This is a genomic window from Cellvibrio fibrivorans (assembly GCF_031457055.1).
Taxonomy (GTDB): domain Bacteria; phylum Pseudomonadota; class Gammaproteobacteria; order Pseudomonadales; family Cellvibrionaceae; genus Cellvibrio; species Cellvibrio fibrivorans.
In genome coordinates this window covers 39,083-55,548 of sequence record NZ_JAVDVX010000012.1, presented here as the reverse complement: position 1 = coordinate 55,548, position 16,466 = coordinate 39,083, and the positions used below count along the sequence as shown (strand labels likewise).

The 16,466-nt window shown below is 52.2% G+C and carries 8 protein-coding genes; 5 read left to right on the top strand and 3 right to left on the bottom strand.

Annotated elements, in window-relative coordinates:
* Window positions 1–207: 207 nt before the first annotated feature.
* Both J2X05_RS20710 and J2X05_RS20705 read right to left on the bottom strand, forming a co-directional pair.
* Complete coding sequence (locus J2X05_RS20710; protein ID WP_310076274.1) at window positions 208–603, bottom strand: hypothetical protein; 396 nt, start codon at window positions 601–603, stop codon at window positions 208–210.
* A 629-nt stretch (window positions 604–1,232) separates the two neighbouring features.
* On the bottom strand, window positions 1,233–2,282 hold the full coding sequence (locus tag J2X05_RS20705; RefSeq protein ID WP_310076271.1) for a hypothetical protein: 1,050 nt from the start codon (window positions 2,280–2,282) through the stop codon (window positions 1,233–1,235).
* Between the two features lie 227 nt (window positions 2,283–2,509).
* Here J2X05_RS20705 and J2X05_RS20700 point away from each other — a divergent pair, with 227 nt between their 5' ends.
* The 3 genes from J2X05_RS20700 (at window position 2,510) to J2X05_RS20690 (ending at window position 13,568) form a co-directional block, all read left to right on the top strand.
* Complete coding sequence (locus J2X05_RS20700) at window positions 2,510–2,737, top strand: hypothetical protein (RefSeq protein ID WP_310076270.1); 228 nt, start codon at window positions 2,510–2,512, stop codon at window positions 2,735–2,737.
* An 89-nt stretch (window positions 2,738–2,826) separates the two neighbouring features.
* Window positions 2,827–11,697 (top strand): glycoside hydrolase family 94 protein, encoded by an 8,871-nt coding sequence (locus J2X05_RS20695; RefSeq protein WP_310076268.1) that lies wholly within the window; start codon window positions 2,827–2,829, stop codon window positions 11,695–11,697.
* Window positions 11,698–11,825: 128 nt separating this feature from the next.
* Window positions 11,826–13,568 carry a diguanylate cyclase domain-containing protein gene (locus J2X05_RS20690; RefSeq protein ID WP_310076266.1) on the top strand — a complete coding sequence of 581 codons (1,743 nt, stop codon included), beginning with the start codon at window positions 11,826–11,828 and terminating at the stop codon, window positions 13,566–13,568.
* A gap of 39 nt (window positions 13,569–13,607) precedes the next feature.
* On the opposite strand, the gene J2X05_RS20685 is transcribed toward J2X05_RS20690, so the two are convergent.
* Window positions 13,608–14,336: a Crp/Fnr family transcriptional regulator gene (locus J2X05_RS20685; RefSeq protein WP_310076263.1), complete on the bottom strand. Its 729-nt coding sequence runs from the start codon at window positions 14,334–14,336 to the stop codon at window positions 13,608–13,610.
* A 214-nt stretch (window positions 14,337–14,550) separates the two neighbouring features.
* Between J2X05_RS20685 and J2X05_RS20680 the strand changes: the two genes are divergently transcribed.
* Both J2X05_RS20680 and J2X05_RS20675 read left to right on the top strand, forming a co-directional pair.
* Window positions 14,551–15,117, top strand: coding sequence for a ferritin-like domain-containing protein (locus tag J2X05_RS20680; RefSeq protein ID WP_310076261.1), 567 nt, complete (start codon window positions 14,551–14,553; stop codon window positions 15,115–15,117).
* A 607-nt stretch (window positions 15,118–15,724) separates the two neighbouring features.
* Window positions 15,725–16,075, top strand: coding sequence for a BON domain-containing protein (locus J2X05_RS20675; protein WP_310076259.1), 351 nt, complete (start codon window positions 15,725–15,727; stop codon window positions 16,073–16,075).
* The last annotated feature ends 391 nt before the right edge of the window (window positions 16,076–16,466 follow it).

Genomic DNA, 16,466 nt, shown 5'->3' with positions numbered 1-16,466 from the left:
ACCGGACGGCAGGTAATGTAATAGAAACTGCAAACGCTTTTCTCCACAACACTAACCAAGTGCGATAACAACACTAAAATATTACCTTACAACGTTGCGTTCACCTGCGGATTGTAAGTAGCGCGTTGCGATAAACTCAGCGTAGCGATATTGCATAAGCGCTACTTACAATGCGTCAGGTGCAATGCATTGTTATAAATTTTTTAACTAGGCTGGCGGCCTTTTGGTTGAAAACAGTAATACATAGATTAGTGCACTAAGTATTGCAATTGGCATTATTAAAAGCTTAGTAGAAAATACATCTTTGAATTCATATACTAAAAAATTAGCCCTTACGAATTCAAAGGTAAAACCACTTAATAATGATGCGACTATTGCAGATATAAATACAGATACAGAATTGTATTTGGTGATTTTATTTAGGCCGCAATTTACGGCGAACCAAAAGACCAAGCCAGACACCCCGAACATTATAAAACCACCGACAGAAATAAAGGCAGCAATATATATGCCCGTTCCTGCAAACATTATTAGCACCGTCAAAATTAGCAGGGTAATCAATACTGAGGCCGACATTTTTGCGAACACTGAAATTCCCTTCATGGATAAGATCACCTTTTTATAACATTTGTATACCGCGCATGCGCGTTTTCTCATTTCTGATTTTTATAAAAAATCTGCCTAAGCAACTGATTTAAATAAAAATTCAGCTCGGTTGCGTCAAACAACGACTGGTGAAAAACGGGCATGCGCATTATTTACCTTGTGGGGGCAAGGTATTTACCCTGGTCAACACGCTAAGCCGTTGACTATAAAGGATTAGTTTTTATCTTGGTAGTGCTTTTGAGCATGGTAAAGAACGTAAATGAGCATCGAAGGGTAGGTGAGCTAAATAACAGATCTCCGCTACCGATGTAATTACCGCCCATTACATATTCCCCACGCGAAGGGTCTGCGCAGTAAGCGATTCAAAGCTTGCCAGCTGGCATTAAGCGCGGAGCCAAGTTGTTAGGCTTATCTGAAGCATGTGAGCGAGTGGGAGAGCTGGAGGTAGGAGTAGTTTGATCTTGAGAAAAATTTCGGGTGGCAATAAAAAATCCCGGAAGCGAATTGCCTCCGGGCTATTTTTTTTAATTACAAGAGTATGGCGATAAGGATAATGATAGGAATTGGGATGCCGAGAAAGTACAAGAGTATTGAGCGCATATTTTTCTCCTTAAGAAAAAATATTGTTAATTAAGATCGCGTTGGCGTCCGCCGTATATGGCCATTAAGCTCGCGATAAACGCACCACTTAATAATGAAATAAATAACCACAGCGATGTATAGGCTGTTACTTCACGTGCTTTGTCAGCGGCAGCGAGTGCGGCGGTTTCAGCTTCGTCTAATTTTTCTCTTAATGTGTTGAAGCTGTCTGCGACGCGTTTTTCAGCGGTTTGTTGATCTGTGCCAGTTACTTGTGCCACAAGTTGCCCCGCGTATTCCACATCGTTTTGTGGCAGCGAATCAGTTGCTACTGCGTGAACAAAAATACGCATGAGTTCGCCTTTGGCTGCATCGTTTTCTGCAGCAGTGGTATTTTCATTTGCTTGTGGTGCTGGTGCTGGTGCTGGTGCTGGTGCTGGTTCGGTCGCGGGGGCACCATCGACAGGGTCGGGTGAAGTGACCGGCTGTTGCGGGGAAGTATCTGCAGCAGTGTTTGGATCTTTGCGCAGCAGTGTGTCCAACAGGTATGGCAAGGTGGTATCGCCTTCACTGTTATCTGAAGCCAGCGCTGCCGCCGTGCCACTTGCAATCGCACTGGTGGCCGCCGTCGCTGCGCCACCAGCTACTGCTGCACCCGCCTTAACACCGCTGCCCATGATGCCGCTAATGACGGAAGTGAGTAAGGCGGCGGTACCGAGTGTGGCTACTGCCCAAGATAAAAATCCGTGTGCTGTATCGCGAAAATAGACTTCGTCGTTATGAGTGTTGAGCCAGCGGGTTCTTAATCGGCCAGCGAGATAACCGCCAAGCGCTGATGCGGCTACCGATATCAAGGTGATACCAACAATACTCGACACACCAAAACTCGTGCTGCTAATTCCTTCGCTCGACCAGGGGGACACCAGCGTTAATCCAAAACCGGTGCCGAGTAATAATAAAATTAACGATAAGGCCGCAGAAGCGACTGCACCGGCAAACACAGCACACCATGCAACGGCGCTGTTATTTTCTGGCTGAGTACTAATGATGCCTTCGCGGTAATTATTGTCCGGGCGTTGTGCAAATTGTGTTTCCATTTCAAGCTCCCATCAGTTTGTGAATCGCTAACATATAAACTGGCACTGTTCATGTCTGTACGAAAACACACACTCTCCCATTGTTTTGCTTATGCGGGTTAGCGCACTGATCTTTGTAAATTCCCACCTTATTGTTTGCGCGTGCGATCTGTTTTCTGGCGCACACTTTTTCTGAATTATTTATTAATGCTTAATAATAGTCAGTAAATTCACAGGTGGACTGAGAAATGAAAAGAGATACCCATAGCAATAAAAACAATTATGTTCAGAGTGAAAAATCTTTCCATGAATTAGGCGCGCAACCGCGTCGATCTGATGCCCGTGTGCATAAATATGCGCAGGATTCACAAAGCTATGATGATGACGAAAAAAAATCTCATCACAGTCATCGCAATGAACCGAATAAAAATCATGTCCGTGTGCAGTTGCGTCGCATAGAGCGTCTATATCACTAGTATGTAAAAGCCAAAGCTCGCTAACGAACAGACAGCCCCCCGCGAATTGCCCAAGCTTGGTAGAACCATCTTCCCCCAAGGCTTTAATTATGCAGAACGCAAACTGGGGTAAAACCTTGTCCCGCTTTTTCACTTCGGGTATCAGTTCCTGGCGCGGCCGGGTGTACGACCGGCGCGCACAGCGACCGGAAGATCTCAATCCACTGCGCGCGGAGTTATTCAGTGCCGACCAGATGGAACATTTCGGCAAAGTGCTGGCGAGTGAGCACAGCCTGAGTAAGGCGCGCACGCGCGACCGTTTGCTGACGCGCTTGGATGAAAACGAGCAGGTGTTGATTAGCGGCTGCGAGTTGCTCGCGGCTGCAGTAAAAGCGCGTTCGCGCATCGCGCCAGCGGGTGAATGGTTGCTCGACAACTTTTACATGATTGAAGAACAAATCCGCACAGCCAAGCGCCATTTCCCCAAAAATTACAGCCGTGAATTGCCGCGTTTAAGCGCCGGGCGATCTGCCGGGTTGCCGCGCGTTTACGATTTGGCGCTCGCTGCTATCGCCCATGGTGATGGCCGCATCGATGCTGAAATCCTCAGCCGTTTTGTTGCGGCTTATCAAACCGTCACACCACTAACACTGGGTGAACTCTGGGCAATTCCGATCATGTTGCGCCTCGCACTGATTGAAAATTTGCGCCGTGTGAGTTTGCGTATTACCCATGCGCGCAGCTATTTGAATCAAGCGCGCGAATGGGCGAGCCAGATGGTGGAAGTGGCCGAGAGCGACCCGAAAAATCTGATTGTGGTGATTGCCGATATGGCGCGTTCTAACCCGCCGATGGTGAGTGCGTTTATCGCTGAATTAGTGCGCCGTTTGCAAGGGCATGGCCCCGCACTCGCGTTGCCGCTGACCTGGATTGAACAGCGCTTGGCGGAGGAGAGTTTGACCATTGAGCAAATGGTGCAGGCGGAAACCCAGCAGCAGGCGGTTGATCAAGTGTCGATTAGCAACAGTATTGGCAGTTTGCGGTTTTTAGGTGCTTACGATTGGCGCGTGTTTGTGGAAACCATGAGCATCGTCGAGCAGATTTTGTTGGAGGACAGGGACGGCATTTATCGCCGCATGGATTTTGCGACGCGCGATGAATATCGCCATGTGATCGACCGGCTTGCCAAGCGCAGCAAAATTTCTGAAGCGGGTATTGCGCGCGTGGCGATCGAACTGGCGCAGCATGCGGGCGATACACCTGACGCGCATACGCGCCATGTTGGTTACTACCTGGTTGATCGCGGTTTGCCGCAATTGGAGCGCGCGGTTGCGGTGCGTTTACCACTGGCAGAGCGATTCCGGCGCGGTTGTTCCCATGTGCGTTTGCCCCTGTATCTTGGGGCAATAGTGTCACTGGTATTGCTCACGACAGCCGGATTTTTCCTGGTGGCGCAGAGTTACAACATTAGCAATTGGCAGCTAGGTGTTTTGACCTTGCTCGCCTTGATCGCTTCAACCTCACTCGCCTCGGCGCTGGTCAATTGGGTAGTTACCTTGGTGGTAAAACCCAAGCGTTTGCCGCGCCTGGATTTTGTGCAAGGTATTCCCGAAGAATTGGCGACACTTGTGGTGGTGCCAACGCTGCTCACCAGCACCCAGGGTATCGATGACTTGTTGGAGGCGCTGGAAGTGCGCTTCCTGGGCAACCGCGATGAGCAGTTATATTTTGGTTTGCTCACCGATTTTGGTGATGCGGACAGTGAAACCTTACCGGCTGATGAGCCATTGTTAGCGCGCGCGCGCACAGGTATTGAGCGGCTCAACAAAGCCTATCCATCCAGCAGTGCCAGCAATCGCTTCTTCCTTTTCCATCGCCCGCGCCTGTGGAACCCTACCGTCAAACGCTGGATGGGTTATGAACGCAAACGCGGCAAGCTCGCTGATTTAAACCAGCTGTTGCGCGAAGGGTGTGGCCATTCAGCGGCATTTTCACTGATTGTTGGCGATATAACAGCGCTGCCCAAACTGCGCTACGTGATCACGCTGGATACAGATACCCAGCTACCGCGCGATGCTGCCCGCCAGTGTGTCGGCACTATGGCGCACCCGCTGAATCGCCCGGTATACGACCCTGAACATCATGTAATCCGCCGTGGTTACGGCATCTTGCAGCCGCGTATGGCGGCGACGCTATCGGCCGCCAATTGCTCGCGCTATGTGCAACTCTACGGTGGCGAAGCGGGGATTGATCCTTACACCCGCTCGGTATCGGATGTGTATCAGGATGTGTTTGGCGAAGGCTCGTTTATCGGCAAGGGCATTTATGATCTGGACGCCTTCGAACAAGTGCTCGGTGGGCGTTTCCCTGACAACCGCATCCTGAGTCACGATTTACTCGAGGGCTGTTATGCGCGCGCGGGCTTACTGAGCGATGTTCATCTCTACGAAGATTCGCCCGCTCGCTACGAGTTGGATGTCGCTCGGCGCGAGCGCTGGATGCGCGGCGATTGGCAAATTGCCAGTTGGTTGTGGCCGCGCGTACCGGGCGCCAATGGCCAGCGGCTGGCGAATCCGCTGTCGGCTTTGTCGCGCTGGAAAATCGCCGACAATATGCTGCGCAGCCTTGCACCCGTGGCATTGCTGTTGCTGCTGTTGATCGGTTGGACACTGTTGCCCGCCCCCGAACTTTGGACGCTTGCTGCACTGGGTATCATCCTGCTGCCACCGATGCTGGTCACCCTGGTCGATGTACTGCGCAAGCCGCGCGAGATATTTCTGGCGGAACATTTGGCCGCCGTATTTGCCAATGCGCGGCGCCATTTTCTGCAGGCGCTGTTCCGTATTAGCTGTTTGCCCCATGAAGCCTGTTTTAGTTTGACGGCGATTCTGCGCAGCCTGTGGCGCTTGTGGTGTGCACCGGGATTGCTGCTGGAGTGGTGTGCTTCGGCTGAGCAGGAACGCAAAACCAAGGGCAGTTTGCTGGCGAGTTGGGACCTGCTGTGGTCGGCGCCGGCGATTGCTCTGGCGGTAACTGCTGCGCTGGTGATATTGCAACCCACCGCCTTGCCCAGCGCAGCGCCGCTGTTGGTGTTGTGGTTTATCGCACCCTTCAGTGTGTGGTGGCTAGGTCTGCCGCTGGAGCGGAAAGAGGCGAGTTTATCCGGGCAGCAGACGCAGTTTTTGCGCAAAATCGCCCGTAAAACCTGGGCTTATTTTGAACGTTTTGTGGTGGCTGAAGACAATTGGTTACCGCCCGATAACTTTCAGGAAAATCCCGGCCCGGTGATTGCGCATCGCACCTCGCCAACGAATATCGGGCTGGCGCTGCTGGGCAATCTATCGGCTTACGATTTTGGTTTTATCTCCGCCAACGTGTTGCTCGAACGCACGGCCAATACCTTTGGCAGTATGGGCAAGCTGCAGCGCCATCGCGGCCATTTTTTTAATTGGTACGACACGCTCACCTTACGGCCATTGCCACCGCGCTACATTTCGGCAGTGGACAGCGGCAACCTCGCCGGGCATCTGCTCACCCTGCGCGCCGGGTTAGTGGCGCTGCCTGATCAGACGATTCCCCACGAACGTGTCTTCCATGGCTTGGCCGATACCCTCGCGGTGCTCACCGATAGTTTGCAGTTTGCGCATATGCTGGACGATCTGCCGCATGTGGTAGAGGCGGCGATCATCCGTCTGCGCAGCTTGTTGAATTCTGCTTGTGCTCACACCCACGCCGAGCGTATCAACAATTTGCCGGCGCTCTTGCATTGCCTGGAAGGGGTTATGAACGCGGCAGTGAGTATCAATGCCTATCTAGCCGTGCAGCCTAACGTCAAACTGGCGGTGAGCGGAGCGCTTCTGAACGATATGCTCGGCGCTCCGGTGATTGATCATGTGGGGCTTGCCCATGAAGCTAAAACCTGGGGGGCAGCACTTGCCCAACAGAGCCGCTCCGCGCTCGATGAATTATTATTTTTTGCTCCCTGGTTAGGGCTGCGCGCCCCGCCACCTGCACTGGGTGGGTTTGTGGCCACCCTCGCGCATTTCACCCCCGGGATCGACTTGAACCGGATTCCCAGCCTGCGCCTGTTGACTACCTACAACCTGGGGCTGGTGCCGCTATTGGATGCACAATTGTTGCGGCCCGGTACGGTGGCCGAACGGGAATGGTTGCTCGAATTGCGCGGCTTGATAGTCACTGCCAGCCAGCGTGCCAATGAGCGCATCGCCACCTGTATGGAGCTGGCCGCACAGGCCAATGAGTTTGCGGCGATGGAGTACGACTTCCTGTACGACCGCACCCGCCACCTCATCGCCGTAGGTTACAACCTCGACGATTATCGCCGCGACAACAGCTTTTACGACCTGCTCGCCTCGGAGGCGCGTCTGTGTAATTTCGTCGCTATCGCCCAGGGCCAGGTACCGCAAGAGAGTTGGTTTGCTTTGGGGCGGTTGCGCACCATGGCGGAGGGCGAGCCAGTGTTGATGTCCTGGAGCGGCTCCATGTTTGAGTACCTGATGCCGATGCTGGTGATGCCCAGTTACGACGGCACCTTGCTTGACCAAACCTGTCGCGCCGCCGTTGGCCGCCAGATCGCCTATGGCAAGCAGCGCAATCTGCCCTGGGGGATCTCGGAATCCGGTTATCACACCTTTGATGCCAGCTTGAATTACCAGTATCACGCCTTTGGTGTACCCGGTTTGGGCTTCAAACGCGGCTTGGCGGAAGATACGGTTATCTCCCCTTATGCCTCGGTGATGGCCTTGATGGTCGCGCCCGAAGCAGCCTGCGAAAATCTGGAATGGCTCGCCGGCAATGGCGTGGAAGGGCGCTTCGGGTTTTATGAAGCGGTGGATTACACCCCCTCGCGCTTGGCGCGTGGCCAGACCAGCGCCTGTGTGCGCTCGTTTATGGTTCACCACCAGGGCATGAGTCTCCTGGCGCTCGCCTATCTGTTGTTGGATCGCCCCATGCAGCGCCGGTTTGAAGCTGACCCGCTGTTACAGGCGACCTTGCTGTTGTTGCAGGAGCGCATACCCAAAGCATCGGTACTGCACACCCATGTGGCTGACCATGCCGATGGCGCCGCCCTATTTGATCAGGTCGAAACCGCCACCTACGCGCCTTTGGAGGCGGATACCCCCACGCCGGAAGTCCAGTTGTTATCCAACGGCCGCTACCAGGTGATGGTCACCAACGCCGGTGGTGGTTACAGCCGCTGGAAAGATCTGGCGGTGACCCGTTGGCGCGAAGATGCCACACGCGACAATTGGGGCATGTTTGTTTACCTGCGCGATACCACCACCAGCGAGTTCTGGTCGGCAAGCCATCAACCCACACTCAAGCGCGCTGACAACTACGAGGCGATGTTCTCGGAAGGCCGCGCCGAATTCCGCCGTCGCGACCACGACATCGAAACCTATACCGAATTGGTCGTCTCCCCCGAGGACGACATCGAACTGCGCCGCCTGCGCATCACCAACCGTTCGTCGCGCACCCGCACCCTGGAACTCACCAGCTATGCCGAAGTGGTGCTGGCGTTACCGGCGGCCGATGCGACCCAAACCGCCTTTGGCAATTTGTTTGTGCAGACGGAAATGCTGCCCGAGCGACGTGCGTTACTTTGCACCCGTCGCCCGCGTTCCGTGGGTGAGCATACGCCCTGGATGTTTCATCTGCTCTCACCGAATGGCAGTCCAGTGGATCAGTTTTCTTACGAGACTGACCGGTTGCGCTTTACCGGCCGCGGCCGCACCTTGATGGCGCCGCAAGCCGTTACCGATGGCGGTGAACTCTCAGGTAGCCAAGGCTCGGTGCTGGACCCGATTGTTGCCATTCGCTGCCGCATAACTCTGGAAGCCGGGCAGGTGGCGACGCTCGATCTGGTGAGTGGCACTGCCGACAACCGCGAGTCTTGCATGACCCTGGTCGGCCGTTATCAGGATCGCCATTTGGCCGATCGGGTGTTTGACCTTGCCGCGACTCATAGCGGTGTCACACTCCGCCAGATCAACGCCAGCGAGGCCGATGCACAGATTTATCGCCGCTTGGCCAGCGCCGTGCTCTACGCTCACTCCGCCCTGCGGGCCGAGGCGAGTGTGTTGGTCCAGAACCGGCGCGGGCAGTCAGGTTTGTGGGGCTATGCCATCTCCGGTGACCTGCCCATCGTGTTGTTAAAAATCGCCACCAGTGAACACATCGAGCTGGCGCGGCAGTTGATCCAATGCCACGCCTACTGGCGATTGAAAGGCTTGTCGGTCGATCTGGTGATCTGGAATGAAGACCACATCGGCTACCGCCAGCGCCTGCAGGACCAGATTATGGGTTTGATCGCCACTGGCAGCGAAAGCCATGCGATTGACCGCCCCGGCGGTATTTTTGTGCGCTCGGCGGAACAGATTTCCCATGAAGACCGCATCCTGCTGCAATCTGTGGCGCGGGCGATTATCGACGGTGCCAATGGCAGTTTGGCGGAGCAGGTCAATTGGAAAGGGTTGGCAGAGAAGAAAGTTGCGCGCTTGGTGCCGAATCGCAAACCGGCGGTTGAGGCTAACCGTCCCCAACAAATCGCTCCGCGTGCGGATTTGATCCTTACCAATCCGCTCGGCGGTTTTACCGCCGACGGCCGTGAATACATCATTACCACTACCCAAGCGCAAGTGACACCGCTGCCTTGGGTCAACGTTATCGCCAACCCTAACTTTGGTACCGTGATTTCAGAGAGCGGCCTCGCCTATACCTGGAGCGAAAATGCGCATGAATATCGGTTGACGCCCTGGTGCGATGATCCCGTGGGCAGCTCCGGTGGCGAAGCGATTTACCTGCGCGATGAAGACACCGGCCATTTCTGGTCGCCCACGCCTTTGCCCAAACGTGGCCATGCGCCCTATGTGACGCGCCACGGATTTGGCTACAGCGTGTTTGAACACACGGAAGATGATGTCTGCTCGCAACTCTGGGTCTATGTCGATTTGGAAGAGTCGGTCAAATTCTCCGTACTCAAAGTCACTAACCTATCCGGCCGCAGGAGGCGCTTATCTGCAACGGGATACGTGGAGTGGGTATTGGGCGACTTGCGCACCAAATCCGCGTTGCATACGGTGACTGAAATCGATTCTGCGAGTGGCGCACTCTTTGCCCGCAATGCCTACAACAGCGAATTTGGCGGGCGCGCCTGCTTTTTTGATGTGGACGACAACTCCCGCACCTTAACCGGCGACCGCACCGAATTCCTCGGTCGCAACGGTTCGCTCGGCAACCCGGATGCGCTCACGCGTGCGCGGCTTTCAGGGCGTTTAGGCGCAGGGTTGGATCCCTGCGGCGCCATCCAGGTACCGTTTGAATTGGGCGAGGGAGAGTCGCGCGAGATTATTTTCCGCCTCGGCGCGGGGCAGGATATCGAACAGGCTCGCGCGTTGGCACAGCGGATGCGTCATCTGGGTTCGGCTCGCGCCGCGCTCGCTAAAGTGCACGAATACTGGACGCGCACCCTCGGTGCTGTGCAAGTCAAAACCCCTGATCCTGCCTTCAATGTGCTCGCCAACGGTTGGCTGCTCTACCAGACATTAGCCTGTCGCCTCTGGGCGCGCAGCGGTTATTACCAATCCGGCGGCGCCTACGGGTATCGTGATCAATTGCAAGACACTATGGCTCTCGCCCACACTCAACCGGGCATGATGCGCGCGCAATTATTGCGCGCCGCCCAGCGCCAATATCACGAAGGCGATGTGCAACATTGGTGGCATCCTCCTCAAGGGCGCGGCGTGCGCACCCGCTGTTCGGACGACTACCTCTGGCTGCCGTTGGTGACTTGCCACTACGTGCAAAACACTGGCGATACCGGTGTACTCGACGAACAATTGCATTACCTCACCGGGCGTTTGCTCAATGAGGATGAAGAGTCCTACTACGACTTGCCGGGGCAGAGCACCGACACCGGTAGCCTCTATCAACATTGCCAGCGCGCCATCGAACACGGTCTGCGCTTTGGCGAGCGCGGCATGCCGCTGATGGGCTCGGGCGATTGGAATGACGGCATGAATCTGGTCGGCATCCACGGCAAAGGCGAGAGCGTCTGGCTCGGTTTTATGCTCTACAAAGTGCTGCTCGCCTTCGCCAAGATCGCGCATCAACGCCACGATCTGGTCTTTGCTGATCGCTGTATGCACGAGGCAAAACTGTTGCAACACAATATCGACCAATACGCTTGGGACGGCGCCTGGTTCCGCCGCGCCTGGTTCGACGATGGTGTCGCTCTAGGTTCAGCGGTTAACGATGAGTGCCGTATCGATTCCATTGCCCAGAGCTGGTCGGTGCTTTCAGGGGCGGGCGATCCCATGCGCGCGCGCCAAGCCATGGCCTCGCTCGACAAGCATTTGGTGCGCCGCGATCAGGGCATTATCCAACTGCTCGATCCGCCGTTCGATAAATCCGCCATGAACCCCGGCTATATCAAAGGTTATGTACCGGGCGTGCGCGAAAACGGCGGTCAATACACCCACGCCGCCATCTGGGCAACCATGGCCTTCGCCGAATTGGGCGATAGCCAGCGCGCCTGGGAGTTGTTCAACATCATCAACCCTGTAAACCATGGCAACAGTGCCGCTGCGGTCGCGCTTTACAAAGCCGAACCCTATGTCGTCGCTGCCGACGTCTACGCCATCGCCCCCCATACCGGGCGCGGCGGCTGGAGTTGGTACACCGGCTCGGCGGGTTGGTTGTATCGTCTGATGGTGGAATCCCTGCTCGGCATCACTCGCCAAGGTACGGAGCTGCACATTAAACCCTGCTTACCAAAAGACTGGCCGGGTTACAGCCTGGATTATCGGTTTGGTAATACGGTTTATCGTATTGAAATCATTCAGCGTGATGGGGGTGAAAGCAAAATCCTGCTTGATGGTGTCGCATTGGAAGGTACGGGAATTCCGTTGGTAGAAGATGGGAGGGAGCGACGAGTGGAGGTGAGACTCGGTTCAGGTTAAATAATGCGATCCGCTTTATTTATTCTCACCCTTTATCGCCAAAATCATCTCCGTACGTCAGCGCACTGACATCAACGGCCTATCGCATTAATCTCATGCATCTTTCCTGTATTGGGTGATGTTTTGTCATGATGATCCCCGCGACCCATTTATTGCTAATTGAAAGCAATCCCGCTGATGCCAAATTGATAAAAGATGCGCTGCGCGACGACGGCACTGCGTTTATGGTGGAGTGGGTGACCTCACTTGCAGATGCGTTGAAGCATCTTGCTCAAAACTCCATTGAGGTTATTTTGCTGGATCTTGCGCTACCCGACGGCAAAGGTTTGGATGTATTCGATAAAGTGATTGCTGCTGCACCTGATGCGTTGATTTTAGTGTTGAGCGCGGCGAGTGATGACAAGTTAATGCGCGCGGCCATGAAGCGCGGAGCACACGATTATTTTGCTAAAGGTCATATCGATGCACATTGGCTACCGCGTGCGCTGAAATATATTTTGGAGCGAAAAGTATCGCGTATCGCATTGCATGAAAGCGATGAACGTTTTCGGGCGATGAGCGATGCATCGCCGCTCGGCATTTTTGTGTCGGATGCACAGGGAAACTGCATTTACACTAACGCCGCTTATCACACCATCTCCGGGCAAACCCTTGAGGAGACGCTCGGTACTAATTGGACCAGCGCCATTCATCCTGATGATCGCTTGCAGGCTATTTCAGAGTGGGGCGATGCGGTGCGCTGCCAAACCCCTTTTATCGCCGAAGTGCGTTTTTTGCGTAAAGATAAATCAGTAATCTGGACACGTTTAAATGCCGCTGCAATTCGTACAGGTGGCGAAGGAAAAAAATCGCAAGGTTTTGTGCAAATTGTCGAAGATATCAGCGACCGAAAATCCATTGAGATGATTTTGCGTTTATCGGAAGAAACAGTTTTTGAGCAGCAAGAGCGCGCGCAGGTTACCTTGAATTCGATAGGCGATGGTGTGCTTACCACTAATCTTGCCGGTAAAGTCAGTTATTTAAATCGTGTTGCAGAAACAATGACGGGCTGGACGCTAAAAGATGCCTTGGGGTTGCCGCTGGAAAAAGTGTTTACCCTAATCGACGCTGAAACGCGCAAGACGCCAGAAAATCCTATCGCACGCGCACTTACAGCGGATACCACCGTAAAGTTGCCGACGAATTGTTTGCTGGTGCGTCGAGACGGTACTGAATCACCTATCGAAGATTCGATTGCTCCTATACACAACCGCGATAACCAGGTGACAGGTGCGGTCATTGTGTTTCACGATGTCAGCGAAACGCGCGCAATGGCACAAAAAATGTTGCATATGGCGCAGCACGATTTCCTTACCGGACTCGCTAACCGCGCACTCCTGACCGAACGTTTAACCCGTGCAGTGGGGTTAGCCCAGCGCAAGAAAAAGCAAGTCGCACTACTGTTTATAGATTTGGATAACTTTAAGCTTGTCAACGACACGCTCGGTCATGCTGTAGGTGACAAATTACTGCAGTCAGTTGCAAAACGTATGACGGATGTTGTGCGTGCTACCGATACTGTGTGCCGTCAGGGAGGGGATGAGTTTGTAGTATTGCTGACAGAAATAGCTCAACGTCAGGATGCAGCACAAGTTGCCGAAAAACTGATTACTGCATTTGCAGCACCACATACTATCCATGAGTGTGAATTAGACGTGACCTTGAGTATTGGTGTGAGCATCTATCCTGACGATGGCAACGATGTGGAGAGTTTATTTCAACACGCGGATGCTGCTATGTATTGCGCTAAAACCTATGGGCGAAATAATTACCAGTTTTACCGCGCTGATATAAGCCCATCTAATCCATGCCCAATCGCGCGAAGTGGTTAAAGTCATTAAAGATTGTTTGCAGGTTTGCTGTGCCATTCCTTATGAAAATATATTTTCATAATCCCGAATCATCATGTTGTAGCATTCGCAGGCTGCAGATTCCAAACCTTTGCGGTCGAGAATTATTATTTCGCCTCGACTGTAGTGGATTATTTTTTTCGTTTGTAAAGCACCTGCCGCGACGGTAACGCTACTGCGACGTACACCGAGCATATCTGCAAGGAATTCCTGTGTTAAATGCAATTGGTCAGCATGTGTGCGGTCATGCGTCATTAATAACCAACGTGCGAGCCGCGGTTCTGTTTCATGGAAATGAATACATGCTGTTGTTTTTGCTAATTGTTCATGCTGCACATACACATAACTGTTCAATTGGTTAACCAGTGCCGGTGCCGCATGAAGTTCGCGGCGCAATTGTGCCGCACTCAGGCGCAATGATTTGCCCGAACCTTGCACAAGGGCGCGCAGTGGCGCAGTGGGAATACCCAGTGACAATGTTGAGCCCAGCATACCTTCATTGCCGATTAAACCCACCTCAAGCGGTTGATGCCCGTCAATAAGGGTAACTAAAGAAATAAATGCTGTAAGAGGGAAGTACACGTATTTAAACGGACGTTCTGCTTCGCACAAAATCGTGCCAAATTGTAGATTAACCAGTTCACAAGAGTTGAGTAAATGATCGCGCAATTTTGGTGGCAATCCTTGCAATAATCGGTTGGTTGCTGGTTCCAATGGCTGTGGTTTTTGCGAGTCCGATGGCTGGTGCATTTAATTCTTCCATATAGCACTGCGGCGCCAACAAGGGCGCGAGACAGGTGCCGTACAATCTCGCTTCCCTAGTTTGTCGAATCAATTCACATACCTCTGTTCGGTACACCACAAAGCACCTGTTTGTCGCTATTGAGACCTCGTTTGTGCGGTTGCGCACCGACTCAGTATTTTCCGCAGGGCAAGCTGGGGTACATCTTCAGGAAATATGATCATGAAAATTAAACCCAATGAAAACATTGTAGAAAGCTTGCGCGATCAAGCGCTGGAGAATTTAGAGCAGGGTGCGGTTACTGCAGGTTATTCCGCTAATGTTGATGAGGTTCTTTATTATCTCAATGAAGCCTTGGCAACTGAATTGATTTGTGTGCTGCGCTATCGCTCACATCACTTCATGGCGCGTGGCATTCACGCCAAAGGTATTGCACAGGAATTTTTAGTGCACGCTAGCGAAGAATTGGCGCACGCCGATATGATCGCTGCGCGTATTGTGCAATTGGGAGGCGAGCCAAACTTTTCACCCGATGGACTTAATACACGCAGCCATGTCAAGTTTGCTTCTGCCAATTCTTTGGTTGAAATGATCAGGGAGAATTTGATCGCCGAGCGTGTTGCGATTGACAGCTATCGCGACCTGATCCAATACCTTGGTAATGACGATCCTACCACCAGCCGTATGCTCGAGGAAATTTTAGCAATGGAAGAGTCGCATGCAGATGAGTTGGCGGATTGGTTAGATGATTTCCCTAAATCAAACGTAAGTGAGTTTGTTATCAACTGAAAAACCGGAGCTGACAATGCATCTGACAAAAGGATTAAAAATAGCAGTAGCTGTTGTAGGCGTACTTTTTTTTGCTTTTGTAATATACGGCTTAACTACTGACTGCCCTCACACTGCCGGTTACTTTTTTTGCAGCGAATCCGAGCGCGAGTATTTGCAGCCGTAAGTTTAAATGGAATGCAGGCTAATGCGAATGACATTAGTCTGCTCTTCTTTATTCGAATGCTAGATATATCGTTCAAGAATTTCTGTAGCGCGCACATAAATAATTGGCATCGCTAAATAGCACGATTAAAACTCTTTACGTGCATTCTCTGCTTTCTTGGCCTTTTTTGCTTCCTGTTTTTCTTTTGCTGTCTTAGCGGCGGGTTTCTTGGTTTCCTTTTTGCTGTCTTGTGCTTTGCTCATGATAGTTCTCGCGGATTGGGAAAAGGAGTCCTGCAGCCCTAGGCTACATCCAATTATGCAGGAAAGATATATAGCAATAGCCTCAAATGGCATCAAGATATGTGCCTTGGGTTCGGTATCGCACGGAAAACCGACGAGTCAGGTAGTCTAATGCTTGCCTCTGCGATGACTCGTTAACGGTAAATGGAGATAACATTAAATGACCAAGCGGCAGCGATCACTGGGTTTGAATGTAGCCGTTATTGCCGTATTGGTAATGGGATTTTGTGGTTGCGATAAATCTGAGGGTATTGTCAGCTCAGAAGATACTCTGGCCAGTGTGACTGCAGAGGTAGTCGATATGGAATTGGCGCACGCCGTAAAAGTAGCACTGGCCGAGCAAGAATCCTTGGCTGATGTTGATATTGCCGTAATGGTTAGCAATGGTGAGGTGAGTTTACGCGGCATTGTGGATAATCAAGCACAGCATGATCTCGCCGTAAGAACTGCAAGGGGCGTGGCAGGTGTTGAGTCAGTGGAAGATGTGCTGGGGATAAAAGAGCAAAATTAAGGCAAATGTATTTTTCGGTGACAATATTGAAGTTTTTAATTGTTTTCTGAATCAAAGCTGAATGCAGGATTTTTGTTTGGAAAAATAGTTGGATTGGATGATACCGCACAGATTTCATTTCTTTTTATCGTCTCGTTGCACATTGTGCGATGTGGATGGTCTTTCTTAAACGCCATTATTTTATGGATTCTGCAGTTCTAATTCATTTGATTTACAGTGGTGTGAGTACAATCACATTTGCAGATGTGTTTCTTATTTTGTTCATATGTTGCTGTTACTATCGCAACGGTTTTCACTAGCGGATTTTATTAATTATTAGTTAATTTTTTTCGCGATGCCAATCACGGTTTTTTTAAAAGTTTTTAGTTAAAAAATGCCGATTTTATCGGGT

What these genes read in the sequence shown, in the direction of transcription:
- J2X05_RS20710 (WP_310076274.1), bottom strand. Translation starts at nt 603, where the DNA reads ATGAAGGGAATTTCAGTGTTCGCAAAAATGTCGGCCTCAGTATTGATT.
- J2X05_RS20705 (WP_310076271.1), bottom strand. Translation starts at nt 2,282, where the DNA reads ATGGAAACACAATTTGCACAACGCCCGGACAATAATTACCGCGAAGGC.
- J2X05_RS20700 (WP_310076270.1), top strand. Translation starts at nt 2,510, where the DNA reads ATGAAAAGAGATACCCATAGCAATAAAAACAATTATGTTCAGAGTGAA.
- J2X05_RS20695 (WP_310076268.1), top strand. Translation starts at nt 2,827, where the DNA reads ATGCAGAACGCAAACTGGGGTAAAACCTTGTCCCGCTTTTTCACTTCG.
- J2X05_RS20690 (WP_310076266.1), top strand. Translation starts at nt 11,826, where the DNA reads ATGATGATCCCCGCGACCCATTTATTGCTAATTGAAAGCAATCCCGCT.
- J2X05_RS20685 (WP_310076263.1), bottom strand. Translation starts at nt 14,336, where the DNA reads ATGCACCAGCCATCGGACTCGCAAAAACCACAGCCATTGGAACCAGCA.
- J2X05_RS20680 (WP_310076261.1), top strand. Translation starts at nt 14,551, where the DNA reads ATGAAAATTAAACCCAATGAAAACATTGTAGAAAGCTTGCGCGATCAA.
- J2X05_RS20675 (WP_310076259.1), top strand. Translation starts at nt 15,725, where the DNA reads ATGACCAAGCGGCAGCGATCACTGGGTTTGAATGTAGCCGTTATTGCC.